Origin of the sequence: Pseudomonas sp. URMO17WK12:I7 (assembly GCF_003269045.1) — a bacterium.
Taxonomy (GTDB): domain Bacteria; phylum Pseudomonadota; class Gammaproteobacteria; order Pseudomonadales; family Pseudomonadaceae; genus Aquipseudomonas; species Aquipseudomonas putida_J.
The window spans coordinates 1-17,346 of the sequence record NZ_QLTL01000008.1 but is presented as its reverse complement, the minus strand read 5'-3'; the positions used below and the strand labels follow the sequence as shown (position 1 = coordinate 17,346).

Below are 17,346 nucleotides of genomic sequence, written 5' to 3'. Positions count from 1 at the left end.
AAGCCGACTGGATGAAGACCCGCGACCGTATCCTTGAATGCGCCCTGCAGCTGTTCAACTCACAGGGCGAACCGAATGTATCGACACTGGAGATCGCCAACGAACTGGGCATCAGCCCGGGCAACCTGTACTACCACTTCCATGGCAAGGAACCCTTGATTCACGGGCTGTTCGACCGCTTCGAGGAAGCGCTGATGCCGTTGCTCGACCCACCCCTGGAGGTGCGCCTGGAGGCCGAGGATTACTGGCTGTTCCTGCACCTGATCGTCGAGCGCATGGCGCAGTACCGTTTTCTGTTCCAGGACCTGTCCAACCTGACCGGGCGCCTGCCCAAGCTGGCACGGGGCATGCGCAGCCTGATCAATGCGCTCAAGCGTACGCTGGCGGCACTGCTGGCCAGCCTCAAGGGCCAGGGGCAAGTGGTCAGTGGGACGCAAGCGTTGGGGCAACTGGTGGAACAGATCACCCTGACCTTGATGTTCTCCCTGGACTACCAGCGGGTGCTGGGGCGCGAGGGCGATGTGGGGATCGTGGTGTATCAGGTGATGATGCTGGTGGCGCCGCATCTGCAGGAGCAGGCACGGGCCGCTGCCGAGGAGTTGGCAGTGCGGTATCTGGAGGGGTAAGCCAGTAGGAGATGTATTGCTGCACCGCCGCCTTCGCGGGTAAACCCGCTCCTACAAGGGACAGCGCTGATGCTTGATCCGGCGCTATATCTGTGGGAGCGGGTTTACCCGCGAAGGGCGTTACACCGCTATCAGAGCAGAGACCCGGTGCTGGCCGGAGCCGAAGGCGGGTTGCTAGCCGGGGCCGCAGTAGGCGCCGGTGCTGCGGTAGCGGCCGGAGCGGCACTGGCCACCGGTGCTGCCGGCTTGGCGGCCGCTGGTTTGGCCGGGGCCTTCTTCACTGCTGGCTTCTTCGCTGCGGCAGGCTTGGCTGCAACAGGCTTGGCAGCCGGTTTTGCCGCTGCCTTGGCCGCTGGTTTGGCAGCAGGCTTGGCCGCTGCAGTTTTAGCTGCAGGTTTAGCCGCCGCCGTTTTAGCTGCTGGCTTGGCCAATGGCTTGGCCGCTGCCTTGCTCGCCGCCGGCTTGGCCGCTGCGGAACGCGAGGAGATCGGGGTGACCGAGGCGCCGGTCAGCTTCTCGATCTGCTTGGTCAAGCTGTCGACCTGCTGGTGCAGGGCCTTGATCTCGTTGCGGCTCGGTACGCCCAGACGCGAGATGGCGCTGTTCAGGCGCTTGTCGAAGGCCTCTTCGAGTTCGCTCCACTTGCCCAGTGCACGGTCCTTCACGCCAGACACACGCGACGTGGTCGAGGACTTGGCGCTTTCTGCCACGTCTTCAGCGGTTTTCTTGGCTTGCTTCTCGGCCTTCTCGCCATCCTTCACCAGCGAGTCGAACAGCTTCGGCCCGTCCTGGTCGACCTTCGAATAGATACCCAGCCCCGCCAGCCAGATCTTACGGGAGTACTTCTCGATCCCGCCGATCCAGGAGCTGCCTTCTTTGTCGGAATTCTTCTTGCCAGCCATCCTGCTCTCCTTATGGTTTGTGCGCGACGCGCTCGAGCAGCTCATGCAGCTGTTCAAGCTTGATGGACAACGCCTCAACGTCATGTTTAGACGGAATGCCAAGGCGATTCAAGGCGCGACCTACCCGTGCGTCGAAAGCTTTTTCGATCTTGTCGAGTTGAATTTCGACCTTGCCACGTACACGACTGACTTCTTGGGTCGCTTCGTCGATCTGGTTGTTGGCGGCATCCAGCTCTTTGTCGATGCGCTTCTTGCCGCGTTTCTCGACACCTTCACCGGCCTTCACCAGTTCCTGAAAGTAGTCGGAACCTTCCTGACCGACCCGCGCATAAGCGCCGATGCCCGCCAGCCAGATCTTGCGCGCGTAGCCGCGCACCTCGCCCAAGGTGCTCTGGGCTTCGTCTTTCTTCTTCACATTCACTTTGGCCATGTTCTGTACCTCATGCTCATGAGTGGAGGGAGGAACCGCCCATGGAGGTTGGGCTTGTGCACAAGGTAGGGAAGAAAATTAGAAACCTCACCCTAAGGTGTTGCTTGCCCTATTCATCTACCGCGGGCAGCGCGCACCGACACGCTAGCGTCGTCACCTCCACTTGACCGGAGCCGATGCCATGACCGAAACCCCCACCGCCCGCGAAGAAACGTTCAAGCAAAAGGTCGCAGCCTGTTTCGCAGAACGCCCGAAGCTGCGCGATGTTCTGTCCCACGAAGGGTTCAAGGTGCTCATCGACCATTACCCATGGATAAGCAGTAACCACCCTCAGCTGACATCGCTCGATGACTTCGTCATCCTCCCCTCTCTGGACGGTGTTACTGCGCAGCGTGCGCTGCTGGATGTGCTGCTGGATCACCTCCTCGCAGGCAGCCGCCTTCAGTTGACCGCCGCGGACCTGCCAAGCATCGCCCCACCTCGGGTGTTTCACGCACAGGAGCAAGGTACGGACAAGGCCAGACATCCCGAGATCACCTTGGACCTGGCCAGGCTCAACGACGGCCTGGAGAGCCTGCTGGGTGCATGGCTGGAGCAGTTCCAGCACGCCCAGATCGGTTTCTGGAACGGCCTCGACGAAGCCAGCCAAGTCAGTCGCATGCGCTGGCTTGAGCACACCATCCAGGCCGCACTGCTCTGCAACCTGCAAAATCAGGGGCTGGACGCAGCTGGCAGGGCCACCCTGTACGCCCTGCTCGCCGATATTCCCGAAGGCATTTCCATCTGTGCGGTGAATGTGAACCTGACGACAGCGGGCAACAACCTGCCTGTGACCCTGCCGGATCTGCTGCTGTCCACGACCCAAGGTCCGCAAGGACGGCTCCTGTGGTGCAAGCCAGGTGGCAAGGTTCGCAGCTTTACCGACCTGCCGGCCTTTACCCGCGCACTCAAGGAAGAACTGGCGCAGCGCTATCAGTTCGATGGACTGACCTGGGGCCAGACTGCTGTTGTGGGAAACCCATTTGCCTTCCAGGCCAGGCAGCTGCTCAACACGCTGCTCGACAACATCAGGCGTTTGCGTCTTGGGCACCTGACCTCGATCAGCGACCTGCAGAACCAGCTACACCAGCTGACTGACCCAAGCGCGTACTTCCTCAACCAGGCACACGCGGCACAAGGCCTGCCCAGTGTCGGCCTGCCGGCCTGGCTATCCACCGCTGATGCCAGCAGCCGCTACGCCTACCACACGGCATTGCTCGAGCTTGCCGCACGCCAGGGGCAGTCCAAGGGTTCGACATCACTCGGCGATATCGACGACCTCCAGCGCTATGCCAACCGCCGCCTGCGCGAGGAACTGCAAAGCCGCTACCCGACAGTCGCGCAGCATGACCCCGACCAGGTACTCATCAGCGTTTCACAGGCCATCATCGGCAGCAGCGTCCAAGGCTCGCAGTCGCTGCACGTGCGAGACGAAAGCCTGACCGACCTGGCCATCTCCCGATTGCACCTGGGCGCTGGCGAAGTGATGACCGGAGTCACCGTTCCCGGCGGCGTAAACACCGACGCATGGTTGAGCCTCGAACAGATCAGGGCATTGATTCACGAAGTCGACGTCGGCGGCCAGTACCCTCATTACCTGGAGGCTATCGTCGCTGTTGAACCACGCAGGCAAGAGCGGATCCGCCAACACGCCAGGGAATGGCGAGGCAACCTGCTATTCAGTACCCTCAAGGCCAACATCCAGGGGCAGCTGAGCGAACCCGCGAGCAATGCGCTGCTGGCGTTCTGCCAAGGCAGTAATGATGCCCAGCCACTGCATATCGCCCCCCTGGCTTTTCTGTGTGCCCCCGGCACTTCGGTCAGTGACAGAGCCCACGGCATGTTCTTGATCAAGCTTCCCGCCAGCCATGGCTGGGTGCTGTACCGACCGTTCTATGCCGACCAGAATCTGCTGCAGTTCACCGATCTCGATCAGATGATGGTCGCCATCCGCCGCGACGGTGAGTTGCAGCAAAGCACCCTGGAATGGCTGAATGACGACGTACGCGAGGTCTACGCGAACGGCGGCTTCACTCACCCCCACCTGCACCCGAGGCTGGAAGCGCTGGCCGGCCTGCTGGGCGGTGAAAGCCTGGTGGTGGACAAGCTCATCGAGCAACTCAGGCAACCGGTCGCAGCCCAATTCGCCCCTTGGTCGACCGACCTGGACACCCACCTGTTCGAAGCCAGAATCGAAGCTATGCGCCTGGCCGCGTTGCGCAGCAGCCTGTCCAACGCGCAAGAGAAATCGGCATTGGTCAGCCAGGTTGCAGGGTCACTCTTCAACACCGTCAGCCTGCTTTGGCACGGCCCCCTGGCCAGCCTGACGTGGCTGATACTGGCGCTCTCGGCCGCCAAGGATGACCTGTCGGCGCTGGCCAACGGGACCGACGAAGCACGGATTGTGGCAGCGACCGACCTTCTGACCGACCTGGCCATGCTCCTGGCCCACCGCAATGCGCCCACTGTCGCCGATCACCCGTCGGCGCCGCCACTTCGCTTCGTCGAACCGTCCGAACCGGAAATTACCAGCGAAGAAACGCCGGCGCAGGAACAAAGCCCCACACCTGTGCGGCTTTACAGCTGGCACGACAACCAGCGCGTGGGCAACCTGTCACCGTCAGCTCGACAAGCGCTGATCGGGCTTCAGGCCAGTCGCTCGCTGGAGGGGCTGACGCCCCTATCCAGGGGACGCCTGCGTGGTCTGTATGAAATCGCCGGCCGCCATTTCGTGAAGCTGCAAGGGGCGGCATACGAGGTACAGGAGACCTGGGGCGGCATACAGATTGTCGGCCCCGAGCAAAGCAATGACGAGTGGGTTTCACACTGGCAGGGCGCGCCCGACAACTATCACATCGTTGGCCGTGAACGCAGCCGAGGCCCTTGGCTGGCACGCTGGAATGGCGAGTGGGCAATCAACCTGAAGCTCGCTGGAGGCATGCCCAGGACCAGCAAGTCAATCAATGCTGAAAACCAACAGCGTTATAACCAACTGCGCGAAACCGCTTCGCGCAATATCGAAGAGCTAGCGAAGCTGAAGCCCTTGCTGGAGCGCAACCGCCAGCGACTCACCGACTATGATGATCTTGCCACGGACTACAGCCTGGCGCTCCTGGCCCTGCCGGCGCAAGCACGTACAAACCCGCCAGCGGCACTGTTGTTGCAAAAACAGGAGCTGCTGGCCCGACGCAGGCAACTTGTCACCGAGCTCAGGGCTTCGGCCCTCTTCCTGGAGAAGCAGGGCGCAGTGCTGGAAGCAAACGTGCGCACCTACATGGAACTGACTGAACCACGCTTCCTCCGGCTCGACGCCACCGGCACCAACGCCAGGCGGTACAGCACGTGGCTCGAGGCCGCCATCGAAAACGACATAGTGTTGTGCCGCCGCCTGCTGGAACAGGTCGACCATGAACAACTGGTCACGCAGGCCAATAAGCTGCACCGATTGCCGCAGGGTCCCGAGCAGCTACAACGCTATGTCGACTATCGAACCTGCGTGCAAAATTCACTCCAGGCCACGCGCCGACTGCTCGTGGTCAGCCAGCGGCTGGACCGGGCCATACCGGAAGCACTGGAAAACCCCAAGGTCGACTATGTGGACAAAGCCGGCAAACTCGACCGGGTCATCAAGCAGCGTACCTACTCGACGCTGGTAATACGCGCGCAGCTACTCAGCGACCTGGCCTACCTCACCGTGGACAAAACTGTGCTGACGCCTGAAGCGGCCGACAACCTGCTGCCATTGCGGGAGGTACTCAGCAACAACGAATTGAGCCGTACGATCTGGAGCCACGATGGCCTGGCCATGGCCGAGGTATCTCCCGAGGACAAGACCGAGGTGCTGGACGACGTCTTGCGCAGGTATCGCGCGATCCTCGACAAGGCCCACTACATGCAATCTTTCAGCGATCCGGCGCTGGACCGGACAATCCTGGATGAGTACATCACCGAGTTGAACACATTGGTCAACACGACCGAGGCGCAACTGAGCACTGCGCTGGCCGACCTTGATAAAGGTATCCTGCCACCGCCGCCACGGGCACTGCACCGTGCCACGCCAGGCAGGCGTACGGTGATCCGGGTAGGGCACCGCCCGGCGCTGGTGGAGGCACAAGGCGACCACGCCGTCCAACGCAACCCGATCAACCAGCAACCGGCGGGCAATTACGAACGCAGCGGTAACGAATGGCACGAACAGACCGCCCGACCGCGTGCCGCCGAGCCCGACTTGGCGCAACTTCGCCAGGATGCCAGGCAGCTGTTGGCGCAGGTCGATGAGAAAATCGCCTTCGCGGCACGCTATGCAGACCAGCCCAATAGCCTGAATGACTTCCTGGACTGGCCGATCAACGACATGGAGGAGTTGTCACAGCGATTGGCCGGCATCGACAGCGACCTGGTCAGCCAGCTGCGCCAGGCGGTGGCAAGGGTCGGCGAACGGAAGCAGCAACTGCTCACCAACGCCTACCTGAACACCCGACATCCAGACAGCACCGCCTTGCGCTATCTGCTGGAGCAGCGGCGAGTCTCGATTGCACCGAGCGTCATCCGCAGGCCGCTTCGCCACGCCAACGACTACCTCGATGTGTATGAGATCAGGGACACACAAGCACCGCGTGCAGTGCTGTGGGAAGCACACTTCCACTACCGTAGCCCGGATGCCAAAGCCCATGACTTCGTCAAAGGGCACCTCAAATTCCGGGCCCCCCGTGAAAAAGGCCGAGACGCCAGCCTGGAACTGGCGCCCAACGCCAAGGAACGTATCGCCATCTACCGGGGCGACCTGCGCCTGGCCCAGATCGCAGACATCATTCCGTTCCCGCCTGCATCACGGTAGACGCCAAATGGCGGCAACCTTCACGCCAGTGCCTTGTCCAGCGCCCGCTCGATCTCGCTCTTGATGGTGCCGCCCATCATGGACAGCATCATGCCGAGTTTCAGTTCGACGCGGATGCTGTCCTCGCCAATGTGCACGCTGCCGTTGGCGCCGCTGCGTGCCACATCGACCCGGTCACCGTTCCAGGTGGCCTTGAGGTCGTATTCGCGGCTGAGCTTGTCGACCAGCGCTTCGGCCTTGGCGCGGGCGGCATCGCGGCCGAGGGAGTGTTTGCGTTCGACGCTGATCTGGGTCATGCGGGTGTTCCTGGGTATGTAGACATAATCTGCATTATGCCCGCCCCTGCCCCAAGGCACACCCCGCCAAGACAAATCCGCCCGTTCGCCCTAGAATGGCGGTAATTTTTTCCGGTGAAGCGATATGAACGACCAGCGCAAAGGCGACCACGCCGAACCCACCACCCATTTCGGCTACCAGGACGTCCCTGAAAGCCAGAAGGCGAAGAAAGTCGCCGAAGTGTTCCACTCTGTGGCCGCCAAGTACGACCTGATGAACGACGTGCTCTCCGGCGGCATGCACCGCCTGTGGAAGCGGTTCACCATCGAGCTGTCGGGCGTGCGCGCCGGCAACCGCGTGCTGGACATCGCTGGCGGCACCGGCGACCTCGCCGCCAAGTTCTCGCGCCTGGTCGGCCCGACGGGCCAGGTGGTGCTCGCCGACATCAATGATTCGATGCTCAAGGTCGGCCGTGACCGCCTGCTCGACCGCGGCGTGGCTGGCAACATCGAGTTCGTCCAGGCCGACGCCGAAAAGCTGCCGTTCCCGGACAACCACTTCGACTGCGTGACCATCGCCTTCGGCCTGCGCAACGTCACCCACAAGGACCAAGCCATCCGCTCGATGCTGCGCGTGCTCAAGCCGGGCGGGCGCCTGTTGATCCTGGAGTTCTCCAAACCGACCAACAAGCTGATGTCCAAGGCCTACGATGCCTACTCGTTCGCCTTCATGCCGCTGGCCGGCAAGCTGATCACCAATGACTCCGAGAGCTACCGTTACCTCGCCGAGTCGATCCGCATGCACCCCGACCAGGAAACCCTGAAAAGCATGATGGTCGAGGCCGGTTTCGACCGCGTCACCTACCACAACATGACCAGCGGTATCGTTGCCGTGCACCGGGGAATCAAGCCCTGATGCTGCTGGCCGGGCTGCTCGCCAGTGTCGAACATGGCCTGAACCGCGTCCTGCGCATGGACAGCACGGCTCTGCCGCGCCTGGCCGCGCTTGAGGGCAAGGTCATCGAGATCGACTGCCGCCAACCGGCCCTGCAGGTGTTCATCCTGCCCGATGAAGAAGGCCTGATGCTTGCCGCCCACTGGGAGGGCGAGGTCGACTGCAGCCTGCGCGCCCCAGCCGGCAGCCTGGTGCAACTGGCCGTGGCCAGGGACAAGACTGCCGTGTTGCACAGCCCGCAGGTCGAACTGCATGGTGACAGCGCCGTGCTGCTCGACCTGTTCGGCGTGCTGCAGGACCTGGAGCTGGACTGGGAACACGAACTGCAGCGCTGGCTTGGCCCGGTCGCCACGGCAATGCTCGCCGGCCACATCCGCCTGCGCGCACGCTGGACCCGCCAAGGCCTGGCACGGTTCAGCCAGAACCTGTCGGAATACCTGGCCGAGGAATCACGCACCCTGGTGGGCCAGCGTGAAGCCGAAGCCGCTTTCAGCCAGCTCGACACCCTCAAGCTCGATATCGAACGCCTCGAGGCGCGCCTGCTGCGCCTCTCCCGATCCCTTGATACCAGCGATAACGCATGAAGCTGCTCGCCGTCCGCCGTCTTTTTCGCATCCAGCGCGTGGTAATCCGCTACCGTCTCGATGACCTGTTGTTCGATCAGCCCCTGCTGCCCTGGTGGCTGGCCAGCCTGCGCCTGCTGATGCCATGGCGCTGGCTGCCGCGCAAACCCTCCGAACTCAGCCGTGGTGCACGCCTGCGCCTGGCGCTGCAGGACCTGGGGCCGATCTTCATCAAGTTCGGCCAGTTGCTGTCCACGCGCCGCGACCTGCTGCCCACCGACATCGCCGACGAGCTGATGCTGCTGCAGGACCGCGTACCGCCGTTCGACCCGAAACAAGCCGTGGCGATGATCGAAGATCAGCTCGGCGCCAAGGTTGGCGAAGTGTTCAGCCGCTTCGACGTCGAGCCGCTGGCCTCGGCCTCGGTGGCCCAGGTGCATGCCGCCCGCCTCAAAAGCGGCGAAGAGGTCGTGGTCAAGGTGGTACGCCCGGGCCTGAAGCCGGTCATCGCCCAGGACCTGGCCTGGCTGTTCCTCATCGCCAAGGCCGCCGAGCGCGCCTCGGCCGACGCTCGCCGCCTGCACCCTGTGGAAATCGTCGGCGACTACGAAAAGACCATCTACGACGAGCTCGACCTGCTGCGCGAGGCGGCCAACGCCAGCCAGCTGCGGCGTAATTTCGAAGGTTCCGAGCTGATGTACGTGCCCCAGGTGTACTGGGACCTGTGCCGGCCGAAAGTGCTGGTAATGGAGCGGATCTACGGCGTGCCGGTGACCGACATGGCGACCTTGGCCGACCAGCGTACCGACATGAAGATGCTGGCCGAGCGTGGTGTCGAGGTGTTCTTTACCCAGGTGTTCCGCGACAGCTTCTTCCACGCCGACATGCACCCGGGCAACATCTTCGTCAGCACAGTCAAGCCGTGGAGCCCGCAGTACATCGCCATCGACTGCGGCATCGTCGGCAGCCTCACTGCCGAGGACCAGGACTACCTGGCGCGCAACCTGATCGCTTTCTTCAAGCGCGACTACCGCCGTGTCGCCCAGTTGCACATCGACTCGGGCTGGGTACCGGCACATACCAAGGTCAATGAGTTCGAAGCGGCAATTCGTACCGTGTGCGAGCCGATCTTCGAAAAACCGTTAAAGGATATTTCCTTCGGCCAGGTGCTGATGCGCCTGTTCCAGACCGCACGGCGCTTCAACATGGAAGTCCAGCCACAGCTGGTACTGCTGCAGAAGACCCTGCTCAACATCGAAGGCCTCGGCCGTCAGCTGTACCCGGACCTGGACCTGTGGAGCACCGCCAAGCCGTTCCTGGAACGCTGGATGCGCGAGCGCATGAGCCCCAAGGCCGTGTTCGGCAACATCCATGGGCAGGTCGAGCAGCTGCCGCACCTGGCCGGCATGGCCCGCGACCTGCTTGAGCGCCTGTCGCAGCCGCATCTGAAAGACCCGCACCTGCCGGAACGCCGTCGCCAAGGCGACCGCTGGGCGCTGCGCCTGCTCGGTGCCGGCTTGCTCGGTGGCGGTGCGGTACTGGCCACCGGTGCCGCCAACGCTGCCAGCCTGGCTGCCCCGGCCGCCTGGCCAGCCTGGCTGATGCTGGCTGCAGGCCTTTACCTGATCGTGCGCCAATAGCCAGCCGCGCTGCTGGCTGGCACACTAGCGCAAAGGGCCCGGTACAGGACGGGCCCGCTTTGGAGTCGACGATGAAAGACTGGCTGGACGAGATCAAGTGGAACAGCGATGGCCTGGTACCGGCGATCGCGCAGGACCACAAGACCGGACGCGTGCTGATGATGGCCTGGATGAACCGCGAATCGTTGGCGCTGACTGCCGCCGAACAACGCGCCATCTACTGGTCGCGTTCCCGTGGCAAGCTGTGGCGCAAGGGCGAAGAGTCTGGCCATGTGCAAAAGCTGCATGAAATGCGCCTGGACTGCGATGCCGACGTGATCATCCTGATGGTCGAACAACTGGGCCATATCGCTTGCCATACTGGCCGTGAAAGCTGCTTCTACCGCGTCTACGAAGACGGCCAGTGGAAAACCGTCGACCCGGTTCTGAAAGACCCGCATGCCATCTACAGCGCAGGACACTGACATGAGCGACACCCTAAACCGCCTGGCCGAAGTGCTCGAAGCGCGCAAAAACGCAGCGCCCGACAGCTCCTACGTGGCCAGCCTGTACCACAAGGGCCTGAACAAGATCCTCGAAAAGCTCGGCGAAGAGTCGGTGGAGACCATTATCGCGGCCAAAGACGCCGCCGTGAGCAAGGATTGCAGTGATGTCATCTATGAAACCGCAGACTTGTGGTTCCATAGCCTGGTCATGCTCAGCGCGCTGGGCCAGCACCCACAGGCCGTGCTAGATGAACTGGAGCGCCGCTTTGGCTTGTCCGGGCATGATGAGAAGGCGGCACGGCAGCCATCTGCCTGATGTATTTCTGGGGGCGCTGTGCGCTCCTTTCGCCACGCAAGGCTGCTCCCACAAGGGACCGGCGTAACGCGGACCTTGTGGGAGCGGCCGTGTGGCGCGAAAGGGCTGCAAAGCAGCACCAGAAGGTTCACTGACAATTTTCAGGAGTACGAAATGGGTATTTTTGACTGGAAACACTGGATCGTCCTGCTGGTCGTCGTGGTCCTGGTGTTCGGCACCAAGAAACTGAAGAACTTCGGCAGTGACCTGGGCGAATCGATCAAGGGCTTCCGCAAGGCCATGAACGACGAAGAAAACAAGCCGGCCGAACAGGCCCCTCCGCCAGCCCAGCCTGTCCCCCCCGTGCAGAACACTGCCCAGCAACCACAGGGCCACACCATCGAGGGCCAGGCCCAGCCGGTCCAAGAGCCGCAGCGGAAAGACTGACCCATGTTCGGCATCAGCTTCAGCGAGCTGCTGCTCGTCGGCCTGGTCGCCCTGTTGGTGCTCGGCCCCGAGCGCCTGCCTGGCGCCGCGCGTACCGCGGGGCTGTGGATCGGGCGCCTGAAACGCAGCTTCAATGCAATCAAGAGGGAGGTCGAGCGCGAAATCGGCGCCGACGACATCCGCCGCCAGTTGCATAACGAGCACATCTTGCAGATGGAAGAGGAAGCCAAGCGCATCCTCAACCCGCAGATGCCGCCGGCACAGCCGCCAGTCGCCACGCAGCCTGCCGCTGCGCAAACGCCGGCACCGGCAGCGCCGACCACCACGCCTGAACCGCCCGAACAGCCCCAACCGCCGCGAGCCCCATGAGCGAAAATCCGGAACACGACCAGCCAATGCCGCTGGTCTCGCACCTGACCGAACTGCGTACCCGCCTGCTGCGCTGCGTGGGGGTCATCTTCCTGATCTTTGCCGGGCTGTTTTCCTTCGCCCAGCAGATCTACACCTTGGTGTCGGCGCCGCTGCGCGAGCACTTGCCAGCCAATGCGACGATGATCGCCACCGACGTGGCCTCGCCGTTCCTGACGCCGTTCAAGCTGACCATGATCGTTTCGCTGTTCCTGGCGATCCCGTTCATTCTTCAGCAGATCTGGGGCTTCATCGCGCCAGGCCTGTACCGCCATGAAAAACGCATCGCCATTCCGTTGCTGGTGTCGAGCATCCTGCTGTTCTACGCCGGCATGGCCTTCGCCTATTTCCTGGTGTTCCCACTGATGTTCAAGTTCTTCGCCGCTGCCACCCCGGCAGGCGTGGCGATGATGACCGACATCGCCAATTACCTCGACTTCGTCATGACACTGTTCTTTGCCTTCGGTGTCGCTTTCGAGATCCCGGTGGCTGTGGTGCTGCTGGTGTGGATCGGCGTGGTCGACGTGAAGTACCTGAAAAAGGTCCGCCCGTACGTGATCATCGGCTGCTTCGTGGTCGGCATGATCCTCACCCCGCCGGACATCTTCTCGCAAACCCTGCTCGCAGTGCCGATGTGGCTGCTGTTCGAGATTGGCGTGCTGTGCGGCAGCCTGATCCGCAAGCGCAGCCATGCCGACGACGAAGCCACCAACGACCACAACGACCAGCCGCCAGCGACCCAGCCGTGAACCTGTTACTCCTTGAAGAGGCCGATTTCGTCTCGGCCGACCGCGTCGTCCTCGCTGATCGGCGTTTCACCCACATGCAGGATATTCACCGCGTCGCGGTGGGCGACACCCTGCGCGTGGGCCGCATCAACGGCCTGATGGGCAAGGCCACGGTGCAGCGCCTGGAAAAACACGAAGCCGAACTGGAAGTCACTTTCGACCAGCAGCCGCCGGCCAAGCTGCCGCTGACTCTGGTGCTGGCCGTGCCGCGACCGAAGATGCTGCGTCGGCTGTTCCAGACCGTGGCGACCCTGGGTGTGCCGCGGCTGATCCTGGTCAACAGCTACAAGGTCGAGAAAAGCTTCTGGCAAACGCCTTTTCTCAACCCTGAAACCATTCGCGAGAACCTCATTCTCGGCCTGGAGCAGGCCCGTGACACGGTGCTGCCCGAGGTGATCATCGAGAAGCGCTTCAAACCGTTCGTCGAAGACCGCCTGCCTGCCATCGCCGATGGCACCCTCGGCCTCGTCGGCCACCCGGGCCCCTACCCGGCCTGCCCACGCGCGGTCGAAGGGCCAGTCACCCTGGCGATCGGGCCCGAAGGTGGCTGGATCCCCTACGAAGTGGAGTTGCTCGGCAAGGCTGGCCTGGCACCCGTTCAGCTGGGTGATCGCATTTTGCGTGTGGAAACTGCTGTAACTGCCTTGCTCTCAAGGATTTTCTGACGAGCGGGTCAACTTCTCCCTATCAAGTTTCCCCGGCGCAAGCCGATGGTGTTGGCAACACTACAATAATCAGTGCTGCCACACTGCCGGGGAGTCGAACATGTACCAATGGTTTTCCCAATCGCTGGGCAATGTAAGCGTCAATCGCAAATTGGGGCTGGGCTTTGGCCTGGTGTTGTTACTGACCCTGGCCATCACCTTCACCGGTTGGCAGGGCCTGGACAGCGTCACCGAGCGCGGCGACAAGCTGGGCAACATTTCGGTGATCCACCAGTACACTCAGGAGCTGCGCATCGCCCGCCAGCACTACCAGCGTGACCGCAACGATGCGGCCATCGCAGAGCTGGAAAAGGCCCTGGGCAACCTCGAACGCCAGATCACCTTCATGCTCGGGCAAATCGAGCAACCCACTGACCGCCAGCGCCTGCAACAGCAACAAGCTGCCGTCAGCCAATACCTGCAGGCCTTCAACGACCTCAAGCAAACCGCTCAACGCCGCGACGCCGCTCGCGGCGTACTGGGTGACAGCGCCGACAAGGCCGTCGAGCTGATCAACCGGGTGCAACAGCGCCTGCTGCAGGGCGGCGATATCACCCAGTACCAAAATGCCGTGGAAGTCAGTGCACTGGTGCAACAGGCTCGCTTCCAGGTGCGCGGCTACACCTACAGCGGCAACGCCGAGTACCAGCAGACTGCACTGAAGGCCATCGACCAGGCCCTCACCGAACTCAAGGCACTGCCCGCCAGGTTGCCGGCCGAATACGCTGCCAGCCTTGACGATTCGGCCACAGCACTGGCCGCCTACCGCGACGCCGTAAACCAGTTCGCCACGGCCCAAGGCGCCAGCGAACAGGCGCTGCAACGCATGACCGATCAAGGGTCGGTACTGCTGCAGACCAGCGAGGCGATGACCATTTCGCAGACCGAAGTACGCGATGCCGGTACGCGCCAGGCGAAGATCATGCTGGGCAGTGCTACCGCACTGGCCTTGGTGCTGGGCCTGCTCGCAGCCTGGGCCATCACCCGGCAGATCATCATTCCCCTGCGACAGACCTTGGCTGCCGCCGAGCGCGTGGCCAACGGCGACTTGCGCCAGGACCTGCATTCGACCCGCCGCGACGAACTCGGCCAGCTTCAAGCCAGCATGCAGCGCATGACCCAAGGCCTGCGCGAGCTGATCGGCGGCATAGGCGATGGCGTGACACAGATCGCCAGCGCCGCAGAAGAGCTGTCGGCAGTAACCGAGCAGACCAGCGCCGGGGTCAACAATCAAAAGGTCGAGACCGATCAGGTAGCGACCGCGATGAACGAAATGGCGGCCACCGTGCATGAAGTGGCGCGTAATGCCGAGCAGGCCTCGGAAGCCGCCGCCATGGCCGACCAGCAGGCACGCGAGGGTGATCGTGTGGTCAGCGAGGCGGTCGCGCAAATCGAGCGCCTGGCCGGCGAGGTGGTCAACTCCAGCGAAGCGATGAACCAGCTCAAGGCTGAGAGCGACAAGATCGGCAGTGTGCTCGACGTGATCAAGTCGGTGGCCCAGCAGACCAACTTGCTGGCACTCAATGCCGCCATCGAAGCGGCACGTGCAGGTGAAGCCGGGCGTGGCTTTGCGGTGGTGGCTGACGAGGTACGCAGCCTGGCCCAGCGCACCCAGCAGTCCACAGAAGAAATCGAAGAACTGATCGCCGGCCTGCAAAGCGGCACCCAGCGCGTGGCCAGCGTGATGGACGCCAGCCGTCAGCTGACCGACAGCAGCGTCGAATTGACCCGCCGCGCCGGCAGTTCGCTGGAAACCATCACCCACACGGTTTCGTCGATCCAGGCCATGAACCAGCAGATCGCCACTGCGGCGGAGCAGCAGAGTGCTACTGCCGAAGAGATCAACCGCAGCGTGATGAATGTTCGGGATATTTCCGACCAGACTTCCGCTGCAAGTGAGGAGACAGCCAGCTCCAGCGTCGAGCTGGCTCGGCTGGGTACTCACCTGCAAGGGCTGGTTGGGCGGTTCAGACTTTGATACCTCACTGTCTGCGCTGAATTTTCCTACATAAGTTTCAGGTCAAGTCCTACAGGCCCTCCGCCGATTGGCAGGGATGAGATGCCGGCACTACGCCAGCACCCCATCCCTACCAACTGGACGGAGACCCGCCATGTTCGGCTACCTCAATCACAGGCTCGGCAACATCAGTGTCGGCGCCAAGCTCGCCTTGGGCTTCGCCGTAGTCCTCGCGCTCACTCTGGCCACCACGGTCAGCGGCTGGCGCGCCCTGGACGACGCCATCAGCCGCTCGGAACAACTCAGTGAAATCGGCCGGATCAATGAACTGGTCAAAGACCTGCGCGCCGAGCGCATCACCTATCGAGTACTGGCCGACGACGCCAGCAGGGCGCAGATCGCCGGTATTCTGCAGCAACTGGATGCCCTGCTGACCACCCTTGAGCAGCGCAGCAGCGTCGATGAGTCACGCCAGATGCTGACCCAGAAACTGCAGCTACTGCAGCGCCTGCGCGAGAACTTCGCAGCGCTGCAGCGCACCGTCGAGGAGCGTCGAGCGCTTCGCACAGGCATGCAGGAGCAAGAGCAGAAACTGAACGACGTCATCGACGCCCTGCAGACCCAGACCCTGCTCAAGATGCCTGCTGACAGCCAGGGCGGCGTGCTTGGCCTGATGGATACCCTGAGCCGCCAGGTCGACACCGCCAACCAGCAGAGCCTGGTGCCAGCCTACACCTTCGTGCCGCTCACGGACTTCGCCAAAGTCGGCGATACCGCCTTGAACTCCGCCGATGCCAGTCTCAGCCAGTTGCTCAAGGGTCTTGCCCCGCTAGGCCTGCCACGCACGCTGACAGAACAGCCAGGCATCGAGCTGGGCAAGTACCGCACCAGCCTTGAGCAGTATCGCCGCACGGCACTGCAAGTCGAACAGCTTCAGAACGATATGGAGCAGATGGGCAACGAGCTCAGGGCGGCCAGCCTGGAACTGGCCGAAAGGAAGGTAGAGCAACGCGACAACGAGGCCATCGCCGCCCGCTCCTTGCTCACCAGCGTGGCACTGCTGGCCTTGGTCGTGGGTATCGTCGCTGGCTGGCTGATCACCCAGCAGATCACTCAACCGCTGCGCCAGACACTGGCATTGGCCGCGCGTATTGCCAAAGGTGACCTGAGCCAGCTCGAGCCAGTGCAGCGCCGCGACGAAATGGGGCAGTTGCAGACCCGCATGGGCGAGATGACCGTGAGCCTGCGCGAGCTGATCGGCGGGATCGACCAAGGGGTCGGCCAGCTTTCCCTGGCCGCCTCGCAGCTGGCAGCCAGCAGTGAGGACACCAAGCTGCGCATCAACCAGCAGCGCGAGGAGACCGACCAGGTAGCCACCGCCATGAACCAGATGAGCGCCACGGTACAGGAGGTTGCGCAGAATGCTGAACACGCCTCGTTGGCGGCGACAAACGCCGACCAGCAGGCGCAACTGGGTGACCAGGTGGTGGCCGAAGCCATCGGCCGCATCGAACAGCTGGCGCGGCAGATGGACGATTGCCTGGGCGCCATGCAGCACCTGGCCAGCGAAAGCCAGCGCATCGGCAGCATCCTCGATGTGATCAAGTCAGTGTCGGAGCAGACCAACCTGCTGGCATTGAACGCGGCCATCGAAGCCGCCAGGGCGGGCGAAGCGGGCCGAGGTTTTGCCGTGGTCGCCGACGAGGTGCGCGGGCTGGCGCAGCGCACCCAGCAGTCCACTGAGGAAATCGAGCAACTGATCAACAGCCTGCACAGCGGCACCGACGAGGTCACCCGCCTGCTCGACGACAGCAAGCAGCTGACCGAACAGAGCGTCGATCTGAGCCGCAGGGCCGGGCAGGCCCTGGCGCAGATTACCGACACGGTTTCGAGCATACAGGGGATGAACCAGCAGATTGCCACGGCCAGCGAGGAACAGAGCGTGGTGGCCGAGCAAATCAACCGAAGTGTGCTGAATGTGCGAGATGTGTCTGA

Annotated in this window: 16 protein-coding genes and 1 pseudogene; 14 read left to right on the top strand and 3 right to left on the bottom strand. The window is 62.8% G+C overall.

Features of this window, described 5'->3' with window-relative positions:
• The first annotated feature begins 11 nt into the window (after window positions 1-11).
• Window positions 12-626, top strand: a complete 615-nt coding sequence (locus tag H040_RS12335) for a TetR/AcrR family transcriptional regulator (protein WP_027920646.1) — start codon at window positions 12-14, stop codon at window positions 624-626.
• Between the two features lie 131 nt (window positions 627-757).
• Here H040_RS12335 and H040_RS12330 read toward each other — a convergent pair whose 3' ends face one another.
• Both H040_RS12330 and H040_RS12325 read right to left on the bottom strand, forming a co-directional pair.
• Window positions 758-1,528, bottom strand: coding sequence for a phasin family protein (locus H040_RS12330; RefSeq protein ID WP_027920645.1), 771 nt, complete (start codon window positions 1,526-1,528; stop codon window positions 758-760).
• A 10-nt stretch (window positions 1,529-1,538) separates the two neighbouring features.
• The gene (locus H040_RS12325) at window positions 1,539-1,958 is read right to left on the bottom strand and encodes a phasin family protein (RefSeq protein ID WP_027920644.1); all 420 of its coding nucleotides are present in this window, start codon (window positions 1,956-1,958) and stop codon (window positions 1,539-1,541) included.
• A 181-nt stretch (window positions 1,959-2,139) separates the two neighbouring features.
• Between H040_RS12325 and H040_RS12320 the strand changes: the two genes are divergently transcribed.
• Window positions 2,140-6,834 carry a DUF6543 domain-containing protein gene (locus H040_RS12320; protein ID WP_027920643.1) on the top strand — a complete coding sequence of 1,565 codons (4,695 nt, stop codon included), beginning with the start codon at window positions 2,140-2,142 and terminating at the stop codon, window positions 6,832-6,834.
• 20 nt (window positions 6,835-6,854) lie between these two features.
• Here the strand turns inward: H040_RS12320 and H040_RS12315 are convergent, their stop codons facing one another.
• Window positions 6,855-7,130, bottom strand: a complete 276-nt coding sequence (locus tag H040_RS12315) for a polyhydroxyalkanoic acid system family protein (protein WP_027920642.1) — start codon at window positions 7,128-7,130, stop codon at window positions 6,855-6,857.
• Between the two features lie 124 nt (window positions 7,131-7,254).
• Here H040_RS12315 and ubiE point away from each other — a divergent pair, with 124 nt between their 5' ends.
• The 12 genes and pseudogenes from ubiE to H040_RS12260 form a co-directional block, all read left to right on the top strand.
• On the top strand, window positions 7,255-8,025 hold the full coding sequence (ubiE, locus tag H040_RS12310; RefSeq protein WP_027920641.1) for a bifunctional demethylmenaquinone methyltransferase/2-methoxy-6-polyprenyl-1,4-benzoquinol methylase UbiE: 771 nt from the start codon (window positions 7,255-7,257) through the stop codon (window positions 8,023-8,025).
• Window positions 8,025-8,648, top strand: coding sequence for a ubiquinone biosynthesis accessory factor UbiJ (locus H040_RS12305; RefSeq protein ID WP_027920640.1), 624 nt, complete (start codon window positions 8,025-8,027; stop codon window positions 8,646-8,648). The genes ubiE and H040_RS12305 overlap by 1 nt, the downstream gene beginning before the upstream one ends.
• Window positions 8,645-10,267: a ubiquinone biosynthesis regulatory protein kinase UbiB gene (ubiB, locus tag H040_RS12300; RefSeq protein WP_027920639.1), complete on the top strand. Its 1,623-nt coding sequence runs from the start codon at window positions 8,645-8,647 to the stop codon at window positions 10,265-10,267. Before H040_RS12305 ends, ubiB begins: the two co-directional genes overlap by 4 nt.
• A 71-nt stretch (window positions 10,268-10,338) precedes the next feature.
• The gene (hisI, locus tag H040_RS12295) at window positions 10,339-10,731 is read left to right on the top strand and encodes a phosphoribosyl-AMP cyclohydrolase (protein WP_023378315.1); all 393 of its coding nucleotides are present in this window, start codon (window positions 10,339-10,341) and stop codon (window positions 10,729-10,731) included.
• Window position 10,732: 1 nt separating this feature from the next.
• Entirely contained in the window at window positions 10,733-11,068 is a 336-nt protein-coding gene (locus H040_RS12290) for a phosphoribosyl-ATP diphosphatase (RefSeq protein ID WP_027920638.1), read from the top strand.
• A gap of 153 nt (window positions 11,069-11,221) precedes the next feature.
• Complete coding sequence (locus H040_RS12285; RefSeq protein ID WP_027920637.1) at window positions 11,222-11,494, top strand: twin-arginine translocase TatA/TatE family subunit; 273 nt, start codon at window positions 11,222-11,224, stop codon at window positions 11,492-11,494.
• Between the two features lie 3 nt (window positions 11,495-11,497).
• A complete protein-coding gene (gene tatB / locus H040_RS12280) occupies window positions 11,498-11,863 on the top strand; it encodes a Sec-independent protein translocase protein TatB (RefSeq protein ID WP_027920636.1) in 366 nt (121 codons plus the stop codon).
• Window positions 11,860-12,651 (top strand): twin-arginine translocase subunit TatC, encoded by a 792-nt coding sequence (tatC, locus tag H040_RS12275; protein WP_027920635.1) that lies wholly within the window; start codon window positions 11,860-11,862, stop codon window positions 12,649-12,651. Before tatB ends, tatC begins: the two co-directional genes overlap by 4 nt.
• On the top strand, window positions 12,648-13,355 hold the full coding sequence (locus H040_RS12270) for a 16S rRNA (uracil(1498)-N(3))-methyltransferase (protein ID WP_027920634.1): 708 nt from the start codon (window positions 12,648-12,650) through the stop codon (window positions 13,353-13,355). The genes tatC and H040_RS12270 overlap by 4 nt, the downstream gene beginning before the upstream one ends.
• A gap of 100 nt (window positions 13,356-13,455) precedes the next feature.
• Window positions 13,456-14,517: pseudogene (locus H040_RS28105) on the top strand (methyl-accepting chemotaxis protein); the annotation flags it as partial.
• Window positions 14,500-15,372, top strand: a complete 873-nt coding sequence (locus H040_RS28100; RefSeq protein ID WP_425313691.1) for a methyl-accepting chemotaxis protein — start codon at window positions 14,500-14,502, stop codon at window positions 15,370-15,372. The pseudogene H040_RS28105 and the gene H040_RS28100, both read left to right, overlap by 18 nt.
• A gap of 133 nt (window positions 15,373-15,505) precedes the next feature.
• On the top strand, window positions 15,506-17,346 hold a 1,841-nt coding region (locus tag H040_RS12260; RefSeq protein ID WP_112312835.1), incomplete at its 3' end, for a HAMP domain-containing methyl-accepting chemotaxis protein.

What these genes read in the sequence shown, in the direction of transcription:
- tatB (WP_027920636.1), top strand. Translation starts at nt 11,498, where the DNA reads ATGTTCGGCATCAGCTTCAGCGAGCTGCTGCTCGTCGGCCTGGTCGCC.
- H040_RS12335 (WP_027920646.1), top strand. Translation starts at nt 12, where the DNA reads ATGAAGACCCGCGACCGTATCCTTGAATGCGCCCTGCAGCTGTTCAAC.
- H040_RS12285 (WP_027920637.1), top strand. Translation starts at nt 11,222, where the DNA reads ATGGGTATTTTTGACTGGAAACACTGGATCGTCCTGCTGGTCGTCGTG.
- H040_RS12305 (WP_027920640.1), top strand. Translation starts at nt 8,025, where the DNA reads ATGCTGCTGGCCGGGCTGCTCGCCAGTGTCGAACATGGCCTGAACCGC.
- H040_RS28100 (WP_425313691.1), top strand. Translation starts at nt 14,500, where the DNA reads ATGCAGCGCATGACCCAAGGCCTGCGCGAGCTGATCGGCGGCATAGGC.
- H040_RS12290 (WP_027920638.1), top strand. Translation starts at nt 10,733, where the DNA reads ATGAGCGACACCCTAAACCGCCTGGCCGAAGTGCTCGAAGCGCGCAAA.
- H040_RS12325 (WP_027920644.1), bottom strand. Translation starts at nt 1,958, where the DNA reads ATGGCCAAAGTGAATGTGAAGAAGAAAGACGAAGCCCAGAGCACCTTG.
- ubiB (WP_027920639.1), top strand. Translation starts at nt 8,645, where the DNA reads ATGAAGCTGCTCGCCGTCCGCCGTCTTTTTCGCATCCAGCGCGTGGTA.
- tatC (WP_027920635.1), top strand. Translation starts at nt 11,860, where the DNA reads ATGAGCGAAAATCCGGAACACGACCAGCCAATGCCGCTGGTCTCGCAC.
- H040_RS12320 (WP_027920643.1), top strand. Translation starts at nt 2,140, where the DNA reads ATGACCGAAACCCCCACCGCCCGCGAAGAAACGTTCAAGCAAAAGGTC.
- hisI (WP_023378315.1), top strand. Translation starts at nt 10,339, where the DNA reads ATGAAAGACTGGCTGGACGAGATCAAGTGGAACAGCGATGGCCTGGTA.
- H040_RS12315 (WP_027920642.1), bottom strand. Translation starts at nt 7,130, where the DNA reads ATGACCCAGATCAGCGTCGAACGCAAACACTCCCTCGGCCGCGATGCC.
- ubiE (WP_027920641.1), top strand. Translation starts at nt 7,255, where the DNA reads ATGAACGACCAGCGCAAAGGCGACCACGCCGAACCCACCACCCATTTC.
- H040_RS12330 (WP_027920645.1), bottom strand. Translation starts at nt 1,528, where the DNA reads ATGGCTGGCAAGAAGAATTCCGACAAAGAAGGCAGCTCCTGGATCGGC.